This is a genomic window from Cellulomonas olei, assembly GCF_039548315.1.
In the GTDB taxonomy this organism is placed as follows: Bacteria; Actinomycetota; Actinomycetes; order Actinomycetales; family Cellulomonadaceae; genus Cellulomonas.
In genome coordinates this window covers 86,363-108,089 of sequence record NZ_JBCLVN010000008.1, presented here as the reverse complement: position 1 = coordinate 108,089, position 21,727 = coordinate 86,363, and the positions used below count along the sequence as shown (strand labels likewise).

Below are 21,727 nucleotides of genomic sequence, written 5' to 3'. Positions count from 1 at the left end.
GTTGCAACAACCACCTGACTCCAAGCCCGCGAGGGCAGCATCCACCGCAATCTCGACGGCGGGGGCGCTAGCGTTCCCGTCATGGCACCGGAGACCGCCCGTCGCACCGCGCTCGAGATCGCCGTGCAGGACCTCGCGGGCTACCGCGTCGCCGCCGGCGCCGGTGCCGCACGGACCGAGCTGTGCGTCGCGCTCGCCGCGACCGGCGGGCTGACCCCCAGCGCCGGCCTGCTCGCCGCGCTGGTCGCCGAGCGGGACGCCCGCTCCGCGCGCGGCGCGCACGCCACCGGGATCCACGTGCTGGTCCGCCCGCGGCCCGGCTCGTTCGTGTACGACACCGCCGAGGTGGACGTGCAGGTGCGGGACGTCCGGGCGGCGGTGGCCGCCGGGGCGGACGGCGTCGTCGTCGGGGTGCTGACGCGCGACGGCCGGGTCGACACCGGGGCGCTGTCCGCGCTCGTCGAGGCGGCGGCCGGCCGCGAGGTCACGTTCCACCGCGCGGTCGACGCCGTGGACGACCCGTTGCCGGTGCTCGACGCCCTGGCCGCGGCGGGCGTCACGCGCGTGCTGTCCTCGGGCGGCGCGGCCCGCAGCATCGACGGCGTGCGCCGGCTGGCCGCGATGGTCGAGCACGCGCGCGGGGCGGTGCAGGTGATGGCCGGCGGCGGGGTGCGCCCGGTCGACATCGGGGCGCTCGTCGCCGCCGGGGTCGACGCCGTGCACCTGTCCGCCAGCCGCCCCGTCGCGGGGGACGGCGGCCCGGGCGGCGGCGGCGCGGCGGGCCACACGGTCACCGACCCGGACGTCGTCGCGGAGGCCGTCGCGGCGCTCGCGCGCGCCTGACCGGCCCGGCGCGGCCGCTCCGGCCGCAACCGGGCCCCGCGTACGCGATCATGGTCCGGTGCCCGTGACGATGCGTGACGTCGCTGCCCGCGCCGGGGTCTCGGTGAAGACCGTCTCCAACGTGCTCAACGGCTACAAGTACCTGCGGCCGGAGACCCAGGCCCGCGTCGAGGCGGCGATCGCCGAGCTCGGGTACCGCATGAACATGTCGGCCCGGCAGCTCCGCAAGGGGCGCACCGGCATGATCGGCCTGGCGCTGCCGGAGCTGTCGCTGGCGTACTGGGGCGAGTTCGCCGACATGGTGATCGCCGCCGCGGAGGACCACGGGCTGCGGGTGCTCATCCAGCCGACGGGTGCGACGCGCGCGGGGGCGCTGGCGGTGCTGGACGGGTCCCAGCGCCGCATCACGGACGGCCTGCTGTTCTCCCCGCTCGGCCTCGACCCGGAGGACGTCGACCTGCTCGACGTCGACTTCCCGCTCGTCCTGCTCGGCGAGCGCATCTTCGGTGCACCGGTGGACCACGTGACCATGGCGAACGTCGAGGCCGCCAAGGCGGCGACCCTGCACCTCGTGGAGCAGGGCTGCACCCGGATCGTCGCGCTCGGGGCCCGCCTCGAGGAGACGATGGGCTCCGCCACGCTGCGGTACCGGGGGTACCTCGAGGCGCTGGAGGAGGCGGGCATCGAGCCCGACCTGCGGCTGGTCGTGCGCGCCAGCCCGTGGACCCGCTCGGGCGGCGCCGAGGCGATGGCGCAGGCGCTCGACGCGGGACCGGTGGACGGGGTGTTCGCCATGAACGACGCCCTGGCGTTCGGCGCGGTCCACCTGCTGCACGAACGGGGCCTGTCCGTGCCGCGGGACGTCGCGGTCATCGGGTTCGACGACGTCGCGGACGACGCCTACTACGAGCCGCCGCTGTCGTCGATCGCGCCGGGGCAGGAGCAGATCGCCCGGGAGGCGGTGCGGCTCCTGGCCGGCCGGATCGCCGGCGACGACGCCCCGCCCCGCCTGGTGGTGGCGGACTTCTCCCTGCAGGCGCGCCGCTCGAGCGTGCGGCGCTAGGTCACAGCCCGGTCACGATCCGCTCACAGCGGGCCCGTGCTCCTGGACGGCGCTAGTACATCGATGTACGTTCCGGGTACCGCCCTGGCGACGACGCCCTGGCGGGGGTCGTGGTCGAGGAGGATCACCGTCACATGAAGCGGCTGTTGTACTCGCAGCGCCTGGCGCCCTACTTCTTCATCCTGCCGTTCCTGCTCACGCTGCTCGCCTTCTGGCTCGTGCCCGTCGGCCGCTCCGTGCTCATGAGCTTCCAGGAGGTCCTGTACGGGCAGGCGACGTTCATCGGGACCGACAACTACGAGCGGCTGTGGCGCGACCGCGTGTTCTGGCAGGCGGTCTTCAACTCGGTCCGCTACATGGTCCTGACCCTCGTCCTGCTCATCCCGATCCCGATGATCCTGGCGTCCATCGTCAACGCGAAGGTCGGCAGCTCCCGGGTCAAGGGGTTCTTCAAGGCGTCGCTGTTCGTGCCCGCGCTGACGTCCGTCGTCGTCGCCGGCATCGTGTTCCGGCTGATGTTCTCGGAGACCGAGTCCGGGCTCATGAACCAGGTCGTCGGGTTCTTCGGCTTCGGCCCCGTGCGCTGGCTGCGTGAGGACCTCACCGGCCTCGCGGCGCTGCTGCTGCTCGCCCTGTGGCGGTGGACCGGCGTCAACACGATGTACTTCCTCGCCGGCATCCAGGCCATCCCCTCCGACTACTACGAGGCCGCGGCGCTGGACGGCGCGAACAAGGTGCAGCGCTTCCGGCACGTCACGGTGCCGGGGCTCAAGCCGACCATCGTCTACGTCACCACCATCAGCGTGTACGGCGGCCTGGCGATGTTCCTCGAGAGCTTCATGCTCTACGCCGGCAACGCCTCCCCCAACAACCAGGGGCTCACGATCGTCGGCTACCTGTACCGCAAGGGCATCCAGGAGAACGACCTCGGGTTCGCGTCCGCCGTCGGCGTCGTGCTCCTCGTGCTGGTCCTGACCATCAACCTCACCCAGCTCATAGCGACGGGCACGCTCAAGAGGGAGTCGGTGCGATGACGCTCCAGCAGGAACGGACCGCCCAGCGGCCGGTCGAGCAGCCCGGGGCCGCGCCCCGCATGTCCCGCCGCACGGCGGGGATCATCCAGGGCGCGATCCTCCTCGCCATCGCCCTCGTCTCGCTGGTGCCGCTCGCGGCCATCACCATCGGGACGTTCCAGGACGGCAACGAGATCATGCGCAACGGCATCTCGCTGACGCCCGACCTGTCGTCGCTGAGCCTCGACAACTACGTCATGCTCTTCACCGACTCCGGGCTGTACTTCCAGTGGTTCTGGAACAGCCTCGTGCTGACGGTCGTGCAGGTCGCCGGCACCCTGCTCATCAGCTCGTTCGTGGCCTACGGGTTCGCCATGTACGACTTCAAGGGCAAGAGCATCGGCTTCGTGATGGTGCTCATCATCATGACGGTGCCGTTCGAGATGCTGATGCTGCCGCTGTACATCCAGGTCAACAACATCGGCGCGGCCGACCAGTACTGGATCGTCGTCCTGCCGTTCCTCGCGCAGGCCGTGACGATCTTCTTCTTCCGGCAGTACTTCCTGGGCGTGCCCAAGGAGATCCTCGAGGCCGGCCGCATGGACGGCGTCACGGAGTTCGGCATCTTCTTCAAGCTCGTGGTGCCGATCGCGAAGCCGGCGTTCGCGGCCATGGCGATCCTCAACGGCATGATGACGTGGAACAACTTCCTGTGGCCGCTGCTGGTGCTGCGCTCGGCCGAGAAGTTCACGCTCCCCATCGGCCTCAACACGCTGCTGACGCCCTACGGCAACAACTACGAGCTGCTGATCATCGGCGCGTTCTTCTCGCTCATCCCGCTGCTGATCCTGTTCCTCGCGTTCCAGCGGTTCTTCATCGAGGGCATGACCGCCGGCGCGGTCAAGGGCTGAGCCTCCCGTCCCCACCCCACCGACCGGTGACCGGTCGGCCCTGCAGTTCCCGACACAGAGGAGTACAACGATGCACTTCCGACGGAGTCTGGCCTTCGGCGTGGCGGGCCTCGCCGTCGCCGCGCTCGCTGCCTGCAGCGGCGGCGGTGGTGGAGGCGGCGGTGACGCCGAGGGCGGCGAGGTCCTCGCCGGCCAGGAGGCGCCCGAGGGCGCCACGAAGCTCAACATGTGGGTGTTCGCCGAGCTCCACGCGGCGTTCTACGACCAGATGGCGGCCTCGTGGAACGAGGAGAACCCCGACAAGACCATCGACCTCGACGTGACCGTCTACCCGTACCAGGACATGCACGACAAGCTGTCCCTCGCGGTGAACTCCGGCCAGGGGCTCCCGGACCTGGTGGACATCGAGGTCAACAAGTTCTCGAACTTCGTCAAGGGCGACAACCCGCCGCTGGTGGACCTCACCGACGCGGCGCAGCCGTACGTCGACGACATCGTCCAGGCGCGGCTCGACCTCTACAGCCGTGACGGGAAGATCTACGGCTTCCCGACCCACGTCGGCGCGTTCGTCGCGTTCTACAACACCGAGCTGCTCGAGGGCGCCGGCATCGACTACACGACCATCAAGACCTGGGACGACTTCGCCGAGGCCGGCGCGACGTACAACGCCGCCACCGGCAAGGCGTTCGGCACGGCGAACACCGGCGTGATGTTCACCGAGCCGCTCATGATCGCCCAGCTCGGCGGGCAGCTCTTCGAGGACGACGGCGCCGGCGCCGTGGCCGTCGACAGCCCCGAGGTCGTCGAGGCCCTCGAGAACTTCCGTGCCATGCAGGAGTCCGGGGCGATCTCCACGATCCCCGGCGGCAGCCCGGACTCCGAGGAGGCGTACGGCGCCATCAACAACGGCGACTACGCGGCGATCGTCTACCCCGCCTGGTACACCTCGCGGTTCGTCGACTACATGCCCGACCTGGCCGGCAAGGTCGCCATCGCGCCCGCGCCGCAGGTCGAGGGCTCCGACACGCTGACGATCGGCGGCGGCGGCACCGGCACCGCGGTCCCCGCGGCCTCCGAGAACAAGGACCTCGCGTCCGAGTTCGTCGCCTACGCCAAGCTCTCGCCCGAGGCCAACGTCGCCGTCTGGCAGGTGCTCGGCTTCGACCCGGTCAACATGTCCGTGTGGGAGGACGAGGCCGTCACGCACGACCCCGAGAACAAGTTCAACGAGTACTTCGAGACGAACCTGTTCGACGTCCTCAACTCGGTCAAGGACGGCATCGGCCACTTCCAGTCGTTCTCCAACCCGGACCTGCCGGCCGTGGACAACTGGTTCCGCACCGTCACGCTGAACGAGATCTACGAGAACGGCACGCCCGTTCCCGACGCGCTCCAGCAGGCGCAGGCCGACCTGCAGAACGAGCTCGGCCAGTAGCACCCCCGCGGGCTCCCGCCCGCACGCAGGACCCTCGCACGGGGCGGTCCGGCCGGCACCACCGGCCGGGCCGCCCCGTCGACGTGCGCCGGGCCGTGCGCAGATCCGGCCGCCCTGCGCCGAGCACCCGCTAGCGTCGGCACTCCGTCCCGGGCCCGAGCGAGGAGGCACCGTGCCCACGTCCGAGGCGACTGCGCCGGCGCGGCCTCGGCCACGAGGGCCCGTCGGGCCGTTCCTCCGTGAGATCGCGATCGTCCTGGTCAGCGCGGTGGTGCTGTCCTGGGTGGTCAAGACGTTCCTGGTGCAGGCGTTCTTCATCCCCAGCGCGTCCATGCACGACACGCTGCTCGAGGGCGACCGCGTGCTGGTGAACAAGCTCGCGCCCGGCCCGTTCGACCTGCACCGCGGCGACATCGTGGTGTTCGCCGACCCCGGCGGCTGGCTGACCGACCAGGACATCCCGGAGACCAACGCCCTGCAGGACGTGCTCATCGTCATCGGCCTCATGCCGCAGCAGTCCGAGGACCACCTCATCAAGCGCGTCATCGGCCTGCCCGGCGACCGCGTGGCCTCCGCGGGCGACGGCTCGCCCGTCACCGTCAACGGCGTCGCGGTCGACGAGTCCGCCTACCTCGCCCCCGGCGCGAGCCCCAGCGAGATCGCCTTCGACGTGACCGTCCCCGAAGGCTCGCTGTGGGTGATGGGCGACAACCGCCAGCACTCGCACGACTCGCGGTCGCTCGACCTCGATCGCGACGGCAGCGGCTTCGTTCCCGTCGATCGCGTGGTCGGCTCCGCGTTCGTGCGGCTGTGGCCGGCCGACCGGGTCGGCCTGCTGCGCAACCCCGGTCACGCGTTCGCGGACGTGCCGGTACCAGCCCGGCTCCGCTGAGCCCGAGCGACCCCGGGGGGCGAGCCGCCACGTGCTCACCTGTCATGACCGCGCGGACCTCGCTCGACCCCCGGACCTGAGCCCACGGTCGGAGAGTCCGGTGGGGATCTGCTCGCCGTCCGTGCTCGTGACGCCGGGCTGCGCGGGCGACGCCGTCGCCTCGAGTCGATCCGGAGGGGGTCGCGGCGTCGGTCAGCGGAACCGGCGACCCTCGTCGCGGCGGTAGGCGCCCACCGCGAGCACGGCGAACACCACGGTCCACGACAGGAGCACCGGCAGTGCCGCCGGCGAGCCCTCCGCGCCGGTGGTCACCTGCACCACCAGGTCGCGCGCGGCCCTCGAGGGCAGGCCCTGCGAGATCAGGTCGAGCCACCGCGGGAAGATCTCCGGCGGCATGAAGAGTCCGCCCGCGAACGCGAGCGGGAACAGCACCGCCTGCACCACGGCGATCGCCGCCTTCGACGACAGCGCGTACCCGATCGCCAGCCCGAGCAGCGTGAACGGCACCGCGACGACCGGCACCATGGCGAGCCCGCCGAGCGCGCGGCCGGGCGAGGTCGACGCCGACGTCAGCAGCACCGCGATGAGCACCACCGGCACCTGCGCCAGCAGGCAGAACAGGACGGCGTTCGCGATCCGGCCCGCGAGCCGCGGTCCGGCGCCGGCCGGCAGGGTCCGCACGTACGGGTCGAACGCGAGCTGCCGGTCCTCGGCCACGCCTGCCCCGAGCGTGAACAGGCACGCGGACATCACCGCGAACGTCCCGAGCTGGGCCACCGCGCCGACCGACGCGAGCGGGTCGTCCGCGACCGCCCGCTGCGGCACCACGAAGAACAGCAGCGCCAGCCCCGGGAACAGCATGTTGCCGATCAGGGCGATCGGGACGCGCACGGTCTCCAGCACCTGGAACCGAGTGTGCAGCCAGGCGAGCCGGAGCCACGGGCGGGTCGCGGCGACGGGCGGGGTCATCGCGCCTCCTCCGGGGTCGTCCGAGCGCCGTCCGGCCCGTCGGCGGTGAGCGCGAGGAACGCCTCCTCCAGGGACGCGCCGCGCACCTCGAGGTCGCGGAACGCCACCTCGGCGCGCACGAGGTCCCGCACGACGGCGTCCGCGTCGGACGCGAGCAGCACGGTCCGCCGGCCCTCGCGCCGGACGTCCAGCACCCCCGGCAGCGCGGCGACCCGCGCCTCGTCGGCGGGCGGCAGCTCGATGAGCACCCGGCGCGCCGCCGCCATCGCCAGCACCGCCGGCAGCGTGTCGTCCACCAGCACCCGCCCGGACCCGATGACGACCACCCGGCGCGCGAGGGCCTCGATCTCCTCGAGGTAGTGGCTGGTCACGACCACCGTGGCGCCGCCCGCCTGGTAGTCGCGCAGCGCCTGCCACAGCACGTGCCGCGCCTCGACGTCCAGGCCGGTCGTCGGCTCGTCCAGCAGCACCACGCGCGGCCGCCCCACGAGCGAGAGCGCGACCGCGAGCCTCCGCCGCTGCCCGCCCGAGAGGCCGCCGGTCTGCCGTCGGGCGAGGCCCGTCAGATCGAACCGCTCCAGCACCTCGTCGCGCGGCATCGGGTCCGGGTAGTGCCCGGCCACCAGGTCCACGACCTCACCCACACGCAGCGTCGACGGCAGGCCCGTCTCCTGCGGCGTGGTCCCCAGGCCGGTGCGCGACGCGGGGTCCCGCGGGTCGCCGCCGAGCAGCCGCACCGTGCCGGAGTCCGGCCGGCGCAGCCCGCCCAGCAGCGACAGCAGCGTCGACTTGCCCGCGCCGTTCGGGCCGAGCAGCCCGACGAGCTCCCCCTCGCCGACCGTCAGGGACACGTCGTCCAGCGCGGTCACGGGGCCGTAGCGGCGCGTGACGTGGTCGACCTCGATCACGGGTGTCACGGGGGACGAACCTACGGACGTCGGAGGCGCCGGCACAACCGGCACCACCACGACGGGGTCCCGCCGCGACCACGAACCGGGAGCGAAGGTCGCGGTGTCGTCAGCACCTCCGACGGGCACCTGATCCAGATCCCGCCCGGAGACGAGTGCGACGCCGCGCTGGAGGCGCAGGACGCGTAGCCGGCGACGTCAGCTCCCCGTGCGACCGCACTCAGCGTGCTCGCCCCACCCGGAGGCGGTCGGGAGCCGGCAGGGCGGTTGACGCCCCTGGCAGCCACGCCCCCAGCGTCCCCCCAGCGGACGTCCAGCCGCGCCCCCTACCCTGCCCGGGTGACCTCCGACCCGTCGCCCCGGCTGCCCGCACCGGCCGAGCCCGCCGAGCCCGCCGTCGCCGTACCCGGCACCCCGCCGCTGTCCGACCGCGCGTGGCGACGCCGGCTCACGGCGGAGGTGTGGATCGTCCTGGGCCTGTCGCTCGGCAAGTCGGGCGTGTACGCGCTCGTGAACATCGTGGCGCGGCTGACGGCCGACACGCCGCTGGCGCAGCAGCAGGCGACGCTCAACGCGAGCCGCTCGGAGCGGCCGTACCTCGACCTCGTCTACCAGCTGCTGTCGATCGGGTTCGCGCTGGTCCCCGTCGCGCTGGCGCTGTACCTGCTGTCGGCGAACGGTCGCAGCGCGGTGCGGCGGATCGGGCTCGACCGGGCGCGACCGGGGCGGGACGTCGCCGTCGGGGTCGGCCTCGCGGCGCTGATCGGGCTGCCCGGCCTGGGGCTGTACGTGGCGGGGCGGGCGCTGGGGATCACCGTCGAGGTGCAGGCCGAGGCGCTGAACGCGGCGTGGTGGACGGTCCCGGTGCTGGTCCTGGCGGCGCTGCAGAACGCGCTGCTGGAGGAGGTCGTCGTGGTCGGCTACCTCATGGAGCGGCTGCGGGAGCTGCGCTGGCGCACGCCGGCGATCCTCGTCGCGAGCGCCCTGCTGCGGGGCTCGTACCACCTGTACCAGGGCATCGGGCCGTTCATCGGCAACGTCGTGATGGGCCTGGTGTTCGCGGAGTACTACCGGCGGCGACGGCGGACGTTCCCGCTGGTGGTCGCGCACACGGTGCTCGACGTGGTGGCGTTCGTCGGGTACGCGCTGGTGCCCGCGGAGTGGCGCGAGGCGCTCGGGATCCGCTGACGCGCCGCTCTCGCCGCCCTCAGGCGGGCGTCGTGGGCCCTGCGGCGCCCGGACCGCTCCGCCCCGCGGCGGCGAGCTGCCGCCCGAACGACCGGGTGGCCAGGCCGGCGACGACCATCACCACGCCGGCGACGAACGCGAACAGCCCGTACGCGGTGACGATCACGTCGACGGTGCCCTGCGGGCGGATCGCGAGCAGCAGCCCGAACAGGAACGCGATGAGCCCGAACACCAGCGTCCCGGCCCACGCCAGGTCCCGCGCCCGGAACTGCGTGACCGCGACGACGACGGCGGTGACGCCGAGCACGATCAGCCAGAGCGCCAGCAGGTAGAACAGCACGAGCGCCGTCGCACCGGGCCACAGCATGATGAGCGCGCCGAACCCGATGCCGACGAGCCCCTCGGCGACGAGCCACCCGAACCCGGGCCGCCCGCGCGCGAGCAGGGCCTGGAGCAGGACCACCGCGCCGTCCACGACGGCGAACACGCCGAACACCCAGATCAGCGCGACGAGCGTGCCGAGCGGCTCGACCAGCAGCAGCAGGCCGAGCACCACCAGCAGCACGCCGCGCAGCACGGGCAGCCACCACACGGACCGCAGCACCGCCGCGAGCCGGCCCTCCACGTCGTCCGCCACGTGCGCCTCCCGAGCTCGCGTCCCCGGCGCGCCGGCCGTCGTCGGGCGCCTGCCGGTCACGCTAGCCCCCGGGGGTCATCCCCGCGACGGAGACACGGGGTCGCGGCACTCATCCTCGAGGACGGAATCGCACCCCAGGGGCCCGGACAGGCCGGTGCGGCGGGTGGCCGCTGCCTACACTCCAGAGCATGTCCGACGCCTCGACCAGCGCGCCGGCGGCGCCCGGTCGACCCGACGGACCCGCCGGCGGGCCCGCGCCCGCAGCCGGGCCGGCGACCCCGGGCCGGGGGCTCGAGCGGCCCCTCGTCGTCGACAGCCCCGAGGTGCGCGTCCACCACCCCGGCGACCTGCTGGGCGTCGTCGCCAGCGTGCTCGGCGCGGTCGCGGTCATGGTGCTCGCGACGTACGCGCACAACACGACCTCCGGCGTCGCCGAGGACGTGCAGGGGTTCTCCGCCCTGCTGCGGCAGATCCTCATCGTCCCGGTCGCGCTGCTGGAGACCGTCGTGACGTTCGTCGTCCCGGTCGCGGTGCTGGCGGAGCTCGCGCTGCGCCGGCTGGGCCGGCAGATGATCGAGGCGTCCGTCGCGGCGATCCTCGCCGTGCTGGTGACCTCGGCGAGCGCCTGGCTGATCGAGAACCTCGGCTCCGACCAGCTGGTCAACGGGCTGTCGGTCCGGCTGCGGGGCGAGCTGACGCTCACCGTGCCCGGCTACATCGCGCTGATCGCGGGGCTGCTGACGGCGACCGGCCCCCGGACCCGGCGCCGCACGGTCGCGTGGTCGTGGAACCTCGTGTGGGTCGCCGTCGGGATCATGGTGATCACGGCGGGGGTGTCGCTGCCGGGCGTCGCGGTGGCCCTGCTCATCGGCCGGGCGAGCGGCCTTGCGGTGCGGTACGTGTCCGGCGCCCGGTCCGAGCGCGCGTACGGCGCGAGCCTGGTGGCGGGCGTCCGCCGCGCGGGCTGGCAGCCGCGGCAGCTCGTCCGGGTCCCGGCCGAGGACGGTGCGCCCGCGGGCGACGGGCCGCTGCCCGGGACGCCGGCGGCGCGCGCGCTGGTGCGGAACGCCGACCACCGGGTGTACGAGATGACGACCACGGACGGGCGCCTGCTCGACGTCGTGGTGCTGGACGGCGACCGGCAGGTCGTGGGCTTCCTCAGCCGGCTGTGGCGCTCGCTGCGGCTGCGCGGCATCGACGGGCGCTCCGTGGTCTCGCTGCGGCAGGCGGCGGAGCGCGCGGCGCTGCTGTCCTACAGCGCGACCGCGGCCGGCGTGCGGACGCCCCGGCTCCGGGGGGTCGCCGAGGCCGAGTCGTCGATGATCCTGGTGCAGGACCGGGTGGCCGCGGCGACGCCGCTCGCGGACCTCGACCCCGAGCGCATCACGGACGACGTGCTGGAGGAGATCTGGGCGCAGCTCGGCACGGCCCACGAGGCCGGTCTCGCGCACCGCGCCCTGACCAGCGACGTGGTGCTCGTCGACGACCGCGGCGAGGAGCCCCGGGTGTGGCTGGTGGGCTGGGAGCTGGGCGACGTCGCGTCGTCCGAGCTCGCGCAGCGCCTCGACCGCACGCAGATGGTCGCGCTCCTGGCGCTGCGCGTGGGCCCGGCTCGCGCGCTGGAGTCGGCGGTGGCGGTGCTGCCCGAGGCCGACATCGCCGTGATCGGCCCGCTGCTGCAGACCGTCACGCTCCCCCGCCGCACGCGCGAGGAGCTGCGGGCCCACAAGGAGGTGCTGGCCGAGCTGCGGTCGGCGCTGGTGGCGCGCCTGCCCGAGGCCGACGTCGAGCCCGTCCAGCTCATCCGGTTCGGCGCGCGCACCGTGCTGACCATCCTGCTGACCACGGCCGCCGTCATCATCGTCCTGACGTCGATCAACCTGCAGACGATCCTCGACGCGCTGCGCACCACCGACTGGCGGCTCAGCGTGCTGGCGTTCGCGCTCGGCATGACGACGCTGTTCGGGGCGGCGCTGAGCCTCGTGGCGTTCTCCCCCGTCAAGCTGTCGCTGTGGCGCGCGTCGGTGGCGCAGTCGGCGGCCACGTTCGTCGCGCTGGCGGCGCCGGCGGGCATCGGTCCCGCCGCGCTGAACCTGCGGCTGCTGACCCGGCGGGGCACGTCGGCGTCGCTCGCGACCGCGACGGTCGCGCTGGTGCAGGTCGCGCAGTTCCTCGTGACGATGCTGCTGCTGCTCGGCCTGTCGGTCGCGTCGGGCACGAACCAGCTCGAGCGGTTCACCGTGTCGCCGACGGTCATCATCGCGATCGGCGTGCTCGCGGCCCTCGTGGCGAGCGCGCTGCTGGTGCCCCGGGTCCGGCAGTGGGTCGCCGCCAAGACGCTGCCGACGCTCCAGCAGACGTGGCCCCGGCTCATCGAGGTGGTCGGGCAGCCGTCCCGGCTCGCGCTCGGGCTGGCCGGCAACGTGCTGACGACGTTCGGCTACGTCCTGGCGTTCGAGGTCTGCCTGCGCGCGTTCGGCCAGGAGCTCTCGCTGGTGCAGGCCGCCATCGTGTTCCTCGCCGGCAACACGGCCGGGTCGGTCGCGCCCACGCCGGGCGGTATCGGCACCACCGAGATCGCGCTGGCCGCCTCGCTGACGGTCGTCGGGGTCAACCCCGGTGTGGCGACGTCCGTGGCCGTGCTGTTCCGGGTGCTGACCTACTGGCTGCGCATCCCCGTCGGCTGGGCGTCGATGCGCTACCTGCAGCGGGTCGGCGAGCTGTAGCCCCGCTCAGGAGGCGGAGGTGCACTCCCGCTGGGCGGGGACCCGGTCCCCGGTGGCGGCGAGCGTCGCGGCGAGACGGGTCCAGGCGGAGAGGCGGGACGCGGTGCGCGCCCCGTCCGCGAGGAGGTCGGCACCGCTGCGGTCGCGCTCGGCCGGCTCGTAGAAGCCGCGCTGGTCCATGGCGAAGTCCTTCGTTCGGCAGCCCGGCTGACCTGCGGGGGTCCCGTGGCTTTGCGTCCCCTCCTCGCGGAGGGTTTGCCCTTGTCGCTGACGTCATCGACTGTAGGACGCCCGCCCGCACGGGGGAAGGCCCCGCGGGTGAATCCCGGGGTGAAGTCTCACATTTCACCCCGGGATTCAAAACGGGCATTCCACCCGGGCCGGACGGGGGATCCCGGGAGCGCCGCCCCGCCGGCCCGGACGCGTCGCAGGACGCCCTCAGCCCTGCGGCACCGCGCGCAGGAAGTCCTCCAGCAGCGGACCGGAGGTGGTGGACCCGAAGTCGCCCGTCTCCACGAACACCGCCACGGCCAGGTCGCCGTACCCGGCGATCATCCAGGCGTGGTTCTGCAGCGCGTCGGCGGCGCCGTACTGCGCGGTGCCCGACTTCGCGATCACCTCGGCACCCGGGACGTCCTGGAGGAAGTCGCCGCCGCCCTCCGTGACGACCGCGCGCATCATGGCGCGCAGCGCGTCCGCCTCGCCGGAGGTCAGCGGCTGGTCGGGCTCCGCGGCCGGCGCCGGCGTGCCGTCCTCGCGCACCAGCCAGGGCGTCACGCGGTGCCCGGCCACCACCGACGCGGCCACCGTCGCCATGCCCAGCGGGGTCGCCTGCACCCGGGCCTGCCCGATCATCGACGCCGCGTGGTCGGTGCCGCCGGTGTCGTCCGCGGGGACGGAGCCGAGCGCCGCCGCGAACCCCAGGTCGGCGTCGTCGACCAGCCCGAGGGAGGACGCCGCGTCCGCGAGCGCCTGCTGGGGGGCCTGGTCGGCGGCGGTCAGGAACGCGGTGTTGCAGGACTCGGCGACGGCGGTGCGCAGCGGGATGTCCCCCAGGGCGTCCGCCGGGTAGCCCGGGTAGTTCTGGAACTCGCGGCCGTCCACGGACGCCGTCGGCGGGCACGTCACCGTGCTGTCGGGCGTGAGCCCCGCCCGGAGCAGCGCCAGCGAGCTCACCACCTTGAACGTGGACCCCGGCGCGTAGAGGCCGAGCGTCGCGGTCGAGGTCCCGTCGCCGCCCGGCCCGCTCGCGGCCGCGAGCAGCTCGCCGGTCGAGGGCCGGATCGCGACCACCGCGGCCGCGCTGTCGGTGACGCGGGCGACCACGTCCTCCGCCGCCTGCTGCACGGCCGGGTCCAGCGTCAGGCGCAGGGGCTCCCCCGGCTGCGGTTCCACGTGGAACAGCTGCCGCTCCTGCGCGCCGCCCGACGTCGCGACGACGGTGAGACCGGGCAGGCCCCGCAGCTGCGCGTCGAACTGCTTCTGCAGCCCGCTCAGCCCGGCGAGGTCGCCGGGCCGCACCGCGCCGTCGGACTCCTCGACGACCTCGGCGGTCGCGTCGCCGACGGTGCCGAGCACCGGCCGGGCGAACGCGCGGGTCGGGGCGAGCGGCAGGGTCGTGCTGATCGCGTTGACGCCGGGCAGCCCGGAGAGCGCCGCGACGTCGTACGCCGGGTCGTCCGCCCGGACCACGATGGCCTCGACGTAGGCCTTCTCCCCGGCGGCGGCCACCTGCGCGGCGTACGCCTCCGCGTCCATGCCCAGGGCCGCCGCCAGCCCGCGCGCCGCGCCGTCGGACTCCTGCGCGGTCACCCGCGTCTTGTCGATGCCGATCCGGTACACCGGGCGGGCCTCCACGAGCACCGCGTCGCCGGCACCCAGCACGTCGGCCCGCTCCGCCTGCTCCCGGTGCACCGCCAGCACCTCGGCCGTGGTGAGGTCCGGCGCGAGCGTCATCGTGCTCCACCGGGCGCGCCACTCGTCGTCGACGCGGACCAGGGACGCGTGCGTCGAGTACGTCCAGTCGTCGTCGCTGCTGTCGACGTCCCAGGTGAACGCGAGCTCGACCGTCGCCGCGTCCTCGTCGTCGGCCGCCGGCTGGACGTCGCCCGCGGTGACGGCCGGCACCCACGGGTCGAGCCCCTCGTACGCGCTCGCGCGCTGCTCGCCGGCCTCCGCGGCGGTCGCGCCGTCCAGCGGCACGTCCGCGAAGTCACCGGAGGCGATCGCGGCGGCGAGGGCGTCGGCGGTGTCCTGGCCGTCGTCCGACCCGCCGGAGCACGCCCCGAGCGTCACCACCAGGCCCGCCACGGCCACGACGGCGCCGGTGCGCGACCGGCGGCGCGCGCCGGACGTGCGCCGCCCCGGAACCTCGCCGCGCCCCGTCCGGACGTCCGCCCGTCCCGTCGCCCCTGCCACCGCTCCCCTGCGCCGCACCGGTCCCACGCTCGTCCCTCCGTCGCCGCCCCGCCGTGGGGCACCGCCAGCCTAGGCAGCCTGACCAGCGCCGACAGGCGGTTCCGGACCCGCGTTCGCGGGGGTGCTGTGCCGATCCTGTGCACGACGCCGCGAACCGCCGTCCCCGGTTGACGGCGGGACCCGCGCTGTCTGGAATGGGTGCATGTCACCTCCCGACCAGCCCTGCAGTCCCGTGCGGCGAGCCCGCACCCCGCGCACCACCGGCCCGCGCACGACCGGTGAGGGGGCTCGCCGCTGATGGACTCCGCGACCTGGGGCAGCATCGGCCTCGTCCTGCTCTTCATCCTGATCGGCGGCGTCTTCGCCGGCACGGAGATCGCCCTGGTCTCCCTGCGCGAGAGCCAGATCAACCGCCTCGAACGCCAGAGCGCGCGGGGCGCGCGCGTGGCCTCCGTGGCCCGTGACCCGAACCGGTTCCTCGCCGCCGTGCAGATCGGCGTCACCGTCGCCGGGTTCTTCTCGGCCGCGTACGGGGCCTCGACCATCGCCCCGTCCTTCGCCCCCGCGCTGGAGGCGCTCGGGCTGTCCGAGGCGCTCGCGGGGTCGGTCGCCCTGGTCGTGCTGACGCTCGTCATCGCGTACCTGTCCCTCGTGCTCGGGGAGCTGGTGCCCAAGCGCATCGCCCTGCAGCGCTCCGCGAAGGTCGCCCTGGCCGTCGCCCCGCCGCTCGACCGGTTCGCCACGCTCATGCGGCCCGTGATCTGGCTGCTGTCGGCGTCGACGAACCTGCTCGTGCGGCTGTTCGGCGGCGACCCGCACGCCACCAGCGAGGAGATGTCCGAGGCCGAGCTGCGGGACCTCGTCATCGCGCACCAGGGGCTGCCCGAGGACGAGCGCCGCATCCTCGGCGACGTGTTCGAGGCGACCGACCGGTCCGTGGCCGAGGTCATGCGCCCGCGCGGCGAGGTGCGGTTCCTCGAGGCCGACCTGCTGCTGACGGACGCCCTGGACCGGGTGCGCGACCAGCCGTGGTCCCGGTACCCGGTGACGGGCGAGGACTTCGACGACGTGCTCGGGTTCCTGCACATCCGCGAGCTGCTCGACACCCCGGCCCGCCCGGACGTGCGGGTGCGCGACGTGATGCGGGAGATCGTCGTGCTGCCGGGGACCAACAAGCTGCTGCCGTCGCTGTCCCGGATGCGCCGCGAGGGCGTGCACATCGCGGTGGTGGTCGACGAGTACGGCGGCACCGACGGCATCGTCACGCTGGAGGACCTGGTCGAGGAGCTCGTGGGGGACATCCGCGACGAGTACGACATGCCCGGGTCGTCCGGCCCCGAGGCCCGCGAGGGCGGCTCCCCCGGCTCGTACGACGCCGGCATCACCATCGAGGAGTTCACCGAGCTGACCGGCGTGCTGCTGGCCGACGGCCCCTACGAGACGGTCGCCGGCTTCGTCGTCGCGCGGCTCGGCCGGCTCGGCGTGGTGGGCGACGCCGTGGAGGTGGACGGCCACCGCATCGAGGTCACGGCCGTCGACGGCCGGCGCATCGCCCGGGTCCGCGTGGTGCCGCCCCCGGACGAGGCCGTCGTCGCGGCCTCCGGCGGGACCGGGTCCGGCGGGGAGCGCGACGGCGAGGCGCCCGACGCCACCCGCCGGGCGGACCCGGACGGCACGGCGGGCTGACGCGACGGTGCCCGGCCCGGATGCGCGGCCGGGCACCGTGGCGCACGCTGGAGCCCACGCCGCCCGCACGACCGGGCGGACCGGGACGGCAGCGGGAGGAGGGGCACGGTGACCGACGTCCACCACCTGCTGCTGGATCCCGCCCCCCGCTCGGTCGCGACCGGCCGGCACTGGGCGGTGCGCGAGGCGGCCCTCGCCCACGCGACCCCGGAGGCCGCCCGCACCGTCGAGCTGCTGACCAGCGAGGTCCTCACCAACGCGGTGGTGCACGCCCGCCCGCGTCGCCGGATCGCCGTGACCGCCGAGTGCCGGGACGGCTGCGTCCGCGTCGCGGTGACCGACCCCGACCCGACGCTGCCGCTGGTGCGGCCGCGCCGGGCGGACCGCTCCGGGGGGAACGGCATGCGGATCGTCGCGCAGCTCGCGAGCCGGTGGGGCATCGACCTGCACCCCGGCGGGGGCAAGACCGTGTGGTTCGAGACGCCCGTCGGGCGCGGGCTCCGGCCGGCCTGAGCCGCGCGACCCCGGCCCCGGTCCGCCCGGGGGCGGAATGCCCGCCGGGGGTCCGTCGTTCGGACCGGGTATGAAGGCTGTCGCGTACGAGACGTTCGGTGGTGCCGAGGTGCTGCGGGTGGTGGACCGCCCGGAGCCGCACGTCGGCCCCGACTCGGTCCTGGTCAAGGTCGTCGCCGTGGGGCTGAACCCCGTCGACTACAAGATCCGCGAGGGGTACCTGCAGGGGCTGATCGACACGTACCTGCCCGCCGTCCCCGCGTGGGACGTGGCCGGCGTGGTCGTGAAGCCCGGGCTGGACACCCCGGAGCTGGTCGCGGGCGACGAGGTGCTGGCCTACGCGCGCAAGGACGTCGTGTCCGACGGCACGCTCGCCGAGTACGTCTCCGTCCCGGTGCGCACGGCGGCGAAGAAGCCCGCCGGCCTGTCGTTCGAGCAGGCCGCGGCGCTGCCGCTCGCGGGCCTGACCGCGCTGCAGACCGTCCGGCGCTCCGGGCTCGGCGCCGGGTCCACGGTGCTGGTGCACGCCGCCGCCGGCGGTGTCGGGTCGATCGCGGTGCAGCTCGCGGTGCACGCCGGCGCCCGCGTGGTCGGCACCGCGTCGCCCGGCAACCACGACTACCTGCGCGGACTCGGCGCGGAGCCGGTCGCGTACGGCGACGGCCTGGTCGCCGCCGCCCGCGAGCTCGCGCCCGGGGGCTTCGACGTGATCCTCGACTACGTCGGCGGCGCGGCGATCGACACGGCACCCGACCTGCTCGCCCCGGGCGGCACGGTCGTGTCGATCACCGACGCCCGCGCCCGCGACGAGCTCGGCGGCCAGTACGTGTGGGTGCGGCCGGACACGACCGACCTCGCCGACCTCGCGGACCTGGCGGCCCGCGGCGTGGTGACGGTCGAGATCGCGGAGACGTTCGACCTGGAGCACGCGGCCGACGCGTACCGCGCGCTGGAGACCGGGCACACCCGCGGGAAGATCGTCGTCACGGTCTGACCCGCGCCGGCCCGGGCGGCGTCACACCGCCCGGGCCGCCAGCAGGTCCCGGGTCACCGGGTGCCGCGGGGCGTCGAAGACGTCCGCGACGGCGCCCTCCTCGACGACCCGGCCCCCGCTCATCACGAGCACCCGGTCGCACACGCGGCGCACCACGGCGAGGTCGTGGGAGACCAGCACCATCGCGACGCCGGACGCGCGGCGCAGGTCGACGAGCAGGTCGAGCACCGCCGCCTGCACCTGGACGTCGAGCGCCGACACCGGCTCGTCCAGCAGCAGCACCCGCGGGCGCGAGGCCAGCGCACGGGCGATCGCGACGCGCTGCCGCTGGCCCCCCGACAGCGTCCGGGGCCGCCGGTCGAGCACGTCCCCCGGCAGCCGCACGGCGTCGAGCAGCCGCGCGCACCCGGCGTCGTCGTCGTCGCGCGGGCCCGGGGCCGTCGCGAGCGCGTCCCGCAGCACCGCCCGGACCGTGAGCCGCGGGTCGACCGCCCCCAGCGGGTCCTGCGGCACCAGCCGGACGCCGGGGCGCAGGGGCCGGCGCTCCCGCTCGGGCAGCGCCGACCACGGCCGCCCGTCGAGCAGGACCTCCCCGGCGTCGGGGCGGTCGGCCGCGAGCAGCAGCCGGGCGAGCGTCGTCTTGCCCGAGCCCGACTCGCCGACCAGCCCGACGGCCTCCCCGGCCCGCACCTCGACGTCGACGTCCGCCACCGCGTCCACGCGCCCGCCGCCCGGCAGCGGGAAGGACCGGCGCAGCGACCGGCCGCTGAGCAGCACCGGCCCGGGCGGCGGCACCGGCCCCGGCCCGTCGCCCAGCCGCGCCGCGGCGAGCAGCTCCCGGGTGTACGGCTCGCGCGGCTCCGCCAGCACGCGCGCGACGGGCCCGGACTCGACGACGCGACCCTCGTGCAGCACGACGACGCGGTCGGCGACCCGCGCGACCGCCCCGAGGTCGTGCGTGACGAGGACGACCGCCGTGCCGCGGTCCCGCAGCTCCCCCAGGAGGTCGAGCACCCGCGCCGCGACCGTCGCGTCGAGGGCGGTGGTGGGCTCGTCCGCGACCAGCAGCGGCGGCCGGGCGACCAGGGCGGACGCGATCAGCGCGCGCTGGCGCATGCCGCCCGAGAGCTCCGGCGGGCGCTGGCGGACGCGCACCTCCGGCCGCGGCAGGCCGACCTCCGCCAGCGCCGCCAGCACGCGCCGGGTCCGCTCCGGCCGCGGGGCACGGGGGCGGCGCACCGCGAGGGCCTCCCCGACCTCGGCCCCGACCGTCCGCAGCGGGTCGAGCGAGCCCAGCGCGTCCTGGAGCACCAGGCCCACGTCCCGCCCCCGGACGGCCCGCCAGGCACGGGACCCGGGCGCGGGGGCGTCCCGGCCGAGCAGCGTGAAGCGGTCGGACCGCACACGCGCCGGGCCGCCCTCCCCCGCCAGCCCGACGAGGGTGCGCGCCAGCACGGACTTGCCCGCGCCGGACCCGCCGACCACCGCGACGCACTCGCCGGCCGCCACCCGCAGGTCGACGCCGTGCAGCACGTCGGTCGCGCCGAAGCCCACCCGCAGCCCGGCGACGTCGAGCACCACGGCGCCCGCGCCCCGCGGGACCTCCGGCGCGCTCACGCCCCCACCGTCCCGAGGCGCCGGCCCAGCACCGTCAGCGCCGCCGCCGTCACCGTGATCGCGAGGCCCGGGAACACCGTCAGCCACCACGCCGTGCCGATGTAGACCCGCCCGGCGTTGAGCATCGCCCCCCACTCCGGCGACGGCGGCAGCGTGCCGAGACCCAGGAAGCTCAGCGCGCACACCCACACCACGGCCTGCCCGATCCCGAGCGTGGCCACCGACACCAGCGGCCAGAGCGTGTTGGGCAGCACGTGGCGCGTCAGCACCCGCAGCGGCCCGTGCCCCTCGAGCCGGGCCGCCTCGACGTAGCCGCTCGCCGTCACGGCGCGCACGCGGCCCCGGAGCATGCGGGCGTACCCGGGGGCGGTCGCGGCGCCGACCGCGAGCACCGACGCCTCGACGCCGGCGCCCAGCACCGCGACGAGCAGCAGCGCGAGCACCAGCGTCGGCAGCGCGAACAGCACCTCGAGCACCCGGCCGATCGCGGCGTCGAGCCACCGCGGGCCCAGACCGGCGGCGAAGCCGAGCACGAGCCCGGCACCCACGCCGATGGCGGTGGCCGCGGCGCCGATGCCGAGCGAGGCGCCGGCGCCGTGCACGACGCGGGTCCAGACGTCGCGCCCGGACTCGTCCGTGCCGAGCCAGTGCCCCGGGCCGGGGGGCGTGAACGCGGCGCGGGCGTCGATGGCGGTCGGGTCGCCGGGGGCGAGCAGGCCCGGGCGGACGACGGCGACCGCCATGACCAGCACGGCGACCGCCGCGAGGACGCCGGGGGCGCCCAGCGTGCGCACCGCCGCGCGCACGCCGCGGCCGGCGGGACCCCGGGTCGGGCGCGCGGCGCGGGGACGGCCGGGGGCTGCGGCGCTCACCCGAGCACCGCCGGCTCCCGGGAGGTCGCGGGCGCCCCGGCCCCCGCGACCTCCGCGGCCGGGCGCAGCCGCGGGTCGAGCAGCCGCTCCACGACGTCCACCAGCAGCATGACCACGACGTACGCGACCGCGACGACGACCACCGCGCCGATCACCACGGGGACGTCCCGCTGCATCGTCGCGTCGAGCAGCAGGCGCCCGAGACCGGGCCGGCCGAACAGGGTCTCCACCACCACCGCGCCGCTGAGCAGCGACCCGAACGCCCAGCCGGACAGCGCGACCGCGGGCAGCACGCCGTGGCGCAGCGTGTGGCGCCACAGCACCCGCCCGGGCGAGGCGCCGCGGGCGCGGGCCGAGGTCGCGAACGGCGCCGCGGCGGCCTCGTCCAGCGAGTCGCGCATGACCTGCCCGAGGAACCCGGCCACCGGCACGGCGAGCGTCACGGTCGGCAGCACGAGACCGGCGGGGTCGGTGCCGGAGCTGGTCGCCGGGAGCCACCCGAGCGTCGAGGAGAACACCACGATGAGCACCGCGCCGAGCCAGAAGTGCGGCAGCACGGCGGCGACCACCTCGGCGCCGCGCAGCGCCGCAGCGCACGCGCGCCCGACCGGCCCGGAGGCCCGGGCGGCCGCCGTCGCCACCGCGAGCGCGAGCACCCACGCCAGCGCGAGCGACGCGACCGCGAGCAGCAGCGTGCCGGGCAGCTGCTGCGCCAGCAGGTCGGCGACGGGCACGGTCCGGGCGTACGACTCCCCGAGGTCGAGGGTCAGCACCCGCCACACCTGCACCGCGTACTGCACGAGCAGCGGCTGGTCGAGCCCGTACCGGGCGCGCGCCGCGGCGACCGCCTCGGGGCCGGCCTGCGACCCGGGACCGCCGAGGATCGCCTCCGTGGGGTCGCCGCCGGCGGCGCGCAGCGCGAAGAACACCACGGTCGCCACCACCCAGGCGACGAGCACGACGGACCCGGCGCGGCGGAGCAGCCAGAGCAGCACCCGCCGCGCCCGCGCCGGCGGCCGCGCCGCCCGCTCCGGGGCCACGG

General features: G+C 75.2%; 19 protein-coding genes and 1 riboswitch. Of the genes, 11 read left to right on the top strand and 8 right to left on the bottom strand.

Annotation, left to right across the window (positions count from 1 at the left end; genetic code table 11):
* The first annotated feature begins 81 nt into the window (after window positions 1-81).
* The 6 genes from AAHH18_RS04615 to lepB all read left to right on the top strand — a co-directional run bounded on the left by AAHH18_RS04615 (window position 82) and on the right by lepB (window position 6,157).
* Entirely contained in the window at window positions 82-843 is a 762-nt protein-coding gene (locus AAHH18_RS04615; protein ID WP_343300746.1) for a copper homeostasis protein CutC, read from the top strand.
* A gap of 70 nt (window positions 844-913) precedes the next feature.
* Complete coding sequence (locus tag AAHH18_RS04610; protein ID WP_343300752.1) at window positions 914-1,906, top strand: LacI family DNA-binding transcriptional regulator; 993 nt, start codon at window positions 914-916, stop codon at window positions 1,904-1,906.
* Window positions 1,907-2,040: 134 nt separating this feature from the next.
* Window positions 2,041-2,940 carry a carbohydrate ABC transporter permease gene (locus tag AAHH18_RS04605; protein WP_283318836.1) on the top strand — a complete coding sequence of 300 codons (900 nt, stop codon included), beginning with the start codon at window positions 2,041-2,043 and terminating at the stop codon, window positions 2,938-2,940.
* A complete protein-coding gene (locus tag AAHH18_RS04600) occupies window positions 2,937-3,830 on the top strand; it encodes a carbohydrate ABC transporter permease (RefSeq protein ID WP_343300745.1) in 894 nt (297 codons plus the stop codon). Before AAHH18_RS04605 ends, AAHH18_RS04600 begins: the two co-directional genes overlap by 4 nt.
* Window positions 3,831-3,900: 70 nt before the next feature.
* Window positions 3,901-5,265 (top strand): ABC transporter substrate-binding protein, encoded by a 1,365-nt coding sequence (locus tag AAHH18_RS04595; protein WP_343300744.1) that lies wholly within the window; start codon window positions 3,901-3,903, stop codon window positions 5,263-5,265.
* A gap of 172 nt (window positions 5,266-5,437) precedes the next feature.
* A complete protein-coding gene (gene lepB / locus AAHH18_RS04590) occupies window positions 5,438-6,157 on the top strand; it encodes a signal peptidase I (protein WP_343300743.1) in 720 nt (239 codons plus the stop codon).
* 192 nt (window positions 6,158-6,349) lie between these two features.
* Here lepB and AAHH18_RS04585 read toward each other — a convergent pair whose 3' ends face one another.
* Window positions 6,350-7,126, bottom strand: a complete 777-nt coding sequence (locus AAHH18_RS04585) for an ABC transporter permease (RefSeq protein ID WP_343300742.1) — start codon at window positions 7,124-7,126, stop codon at window positions 6,350-6,352.
* On the bottom strand, window positions 7,123-8,043 hold the full coding sequence (locus AAHH18_RS04580; protein WP_343300741.1) for an ABC transporter ATP-binding protein: 921 nt from the start codon (window positions 8,041-8,043) through the stop codon (window positions 7,123-7,125). The genes AAHH18_RS04585 and AAHH18_RS04580 overlap by 4 nt, the downstream gene beginning before the upstream one ends.
* A gap of 354 nt (window positions 8,044-8,397) precedes the next feature.
* Between AAHH18_RS04580 and AAHH18_RS04575 the strand changes: the two genes are divergently transcribed.
* The gene (locus AAHH18_RS04575; RefSeq protein ID WP_459349085.1) at window positions 8,398-9,222 is read left to right on the top strand and encodes a CPBP family intramembrane glutamic endopeptidase; all 825 of its coding nucleotides are present in this window, start codon (window positions 8,398-8,400) and stop codon (window positions 9,220-9,222) included.
* A gap of 19 nt (window positions 9,223-9,241) precedes the next feature.
* Here AAHH18_RS04575 and AAHH18_RS04570 read toward each other — a convergent pair whose 3' ends face one another.
* Entirely contained in the window at window positions 9,242-9,859 is a 618-nt protein-coding gene (locus AAHH18_RS04570) for an HdeD family acid-resistance protein (protein ID WP_343300740.1), read from the bottom strand.
* A gap of 188 nt (window positions 9,860-10,047) precedes the next feature.
* Here AAHH18_RS04570 and AAHH18_RS04565 point away from each other — a divergent pair, with 188 nt between their 5' ends.
* Complete coding sequence (locus tag AAHH18_RS04565) at window positions 10,048-12,585, top strand: flippase-like domain-containing protein (protein ID WP_343300739.1); 2,538 nt, start codon at window positions 10,048-10,050, stop codon at window positions 12,583-12,585.
* Window positions 12,586-12,591: 6 nt separating this feature from the next.
* On the opposite strand, the gene AAHH18_RS04560 is transcribed toward AAHH18_RS04565, so the two are convergent.
* Window positions 12,592-12,765: a hypothetical protein gene (locus AAHH18_RS04560; RefSeq protein WP_343300738.1), complete on the bottom strand. Its 174-nt coding sequence runs from the start codon at window positions 12,763-12,765 to the stop codon at window positions 12,592-12,594.
* Window positions 12,766-12,779: 14 nt separating this feature from the next.
* Window positions 12,780-12,855: riboswitch (cyclic di-GMP riboswitch) on the bottom strand.
* 168 nt (window positions 12,856-13,023) lie between these two features.
* On the bottom strand, window positions 13,024-14,901 hold the full coding sequence (locus AAHH18_RS04555; protein ID WP_343300737.1) for a penicillin-binding transpeptidase domain-containing protein: 1,878 nt from the start codon (window positions 14,899-14,901) through the stop codon (window positions 13,024-13,026).
* A 399-nt stretch (window positions 14,902-15,300) separates the two neighbouring features.
* Between AAHH18_RS04555 and AAHH18_RS04550 the strand changes: the two genes are divergently transcribed.
* From AAHH18_RS04550 to AAHH18_RS04540, 3 genes are all read left to right on the top strand, one after another.
* Entirely contained in the window at window positions 15,301-16,689 is a 1,389-nt protein-coding gene (locus tag AAHH18_RS04550) for a hemolysin family protein (RefSeq protein ID WP_283318826.1), read from the top strand.
* A 108-nt stretch (window positions 16,690-16,797) separates the two neighbouring features.
* The gene (locus tag AAHH18_RS04545) at window positions 16,798-17,202 is read left to right on the top strand and encodes an ATP-binding protein (protein ID WP_343300736.1); all 405 of its coding nucleotides are present in this window, start codon (window positions 16,798-16,800) and stop codon (window positions 17,200-17,202) included.
* A gap of 70 nt (window positions 17,203-17,272) precedes the next feature.
* A complete protein-coding gene (locus tag AAHH18_RS04540) occupies window positions 17,273-18,196 on the top strand; it encodes an NADP-dependent oxidoreductase (RefSeq protein ID WP_283318824.1) in 924 nt (307 codons plus the stop codon).
* Window positions 18,197-18,217: 21 nt separating this feature from the next.
* Here the strand turns inward: AAHH18_RS04540 and nikE are convergent, their stop codons facing one another.
* Genes nikE through AAHH18_RS04525 form a run of 3 tightly spaced genes read right to left on the bottom strand, consistent with a single transcriptional unit; the run spans window position 18,218 to window position 21,725 of the window.
* A complete protein-coding gene (gene nikE, locus AAHH18_RS04535) occupies window positions 18,218-19,813 on the bottom strand; it encodes an ABC transporter ATP-binding protein (protein WP_343300735.1) in 1,596 nt (531 codons plus the stop codon).
* Window positions 19,810-20,685: an ABC transporter permease gene (locus tag AAHH18_RS04530; protein WP_459349082.1), complete on the bottom strand. Its 876-nt coding sequence runs from the start codon at window positions 20,683-20,685 to the stop codon at window positions 19,810-19,812. Before AAHH18_RS04530 ends, nikE begins: the two co-directional genes overlap by 4 nt.
* On the bottom strand, window positions 20,682-21,725 hold the full coding sequence (locus AAHH18_RS04525; RefSeq protein ID WP_343300734.1) for an ABC transporter permease: 1,044 nt from the start codon (window positions 21,723-21,725) through the stop codon (window positions 20,682-20,684). Before AAHH18_RS04525 ends, AAHH18_RS04530 begins: the two co-directional genes overlap by 4 nt.
* Window positions 21,726-21,727: the final 2 nt, after the last annotated feature.

Bases quoted from the DNA above. Each gene is read 5' to 3' on its own strand.
- AAHH18_RS04540 (WP_283318824.1), top strand. From the start codon at position 17,273: ATGAAGGCTGTCGCGTACGAGACGTTCGGTGGTGCCGAGGTGCTGCGG.
- AAHH18_RS04585 (WP_343300742.1), bottom strand. From the start codon at position 7,126: ATGACCCCGCCCGTCGCCGCGACCCGCCCGTGGCTCCGGCTCGCCTGG.
- AAHH18_RS04605 (WP_283318836.1), top strand. From the start codon at position 2,041: ATGAAGCGGCTGTTGTACTCGCAGCGCCTGGCGCCCTACTTCTTCATC.
- AAHH18_RS04550 (WP_283318826.1), top strand. From the start codon at position 15,301: ATGGACTCCGCGACCTGGGGCAGCATCGGCCTCGTCCTGCTCTTCATC.
- AAHH18_RS04595 (WP_343300744.1), top strand. From the start codon at position 3,901: ATGCACTTCCGACGGAGTCTGGCCTTCGGCGTGGCGGGCCTCGCCGTC.
- AAHH18_RS04560 (WP_343300738.1), bottom strand. From the start codon at position 12,765: ATGGACCAGCGCGGCTTCTACGAGCCGGCCGAGCGCGACCGCAGCGGT.
- AAHH18_RS04615 (WP_343300746.1), top strand. From the start codon at position 82: ATGGCACCGGAGACCGCCCGTCGCACCGCGCTCGAGATCGCCGTGCAG.
- AAHH18_RS04610 (WP_343300752.1), top strand. From the start codon at position 914: ATGCGTGACGTCGCTGCCCGCGCCGGGGTCTCGGTGAAGACCGTCTCC.
- AAHH18_RS04565 (WP_343300739.1), top strand. From the start codon at position 10,048: ATGTCCGACGCCTCGACCAGCGCGCCGGCGGCGCCCGGTCGACCCGAC.
- AAHH18_RS04600 (WP_343300745.1), top strand. From the start codon at position 2,937: ATGACGCTCCAGCAGGAACGGACCGCCCAGCGGCCGGTCGAGCAGCCC.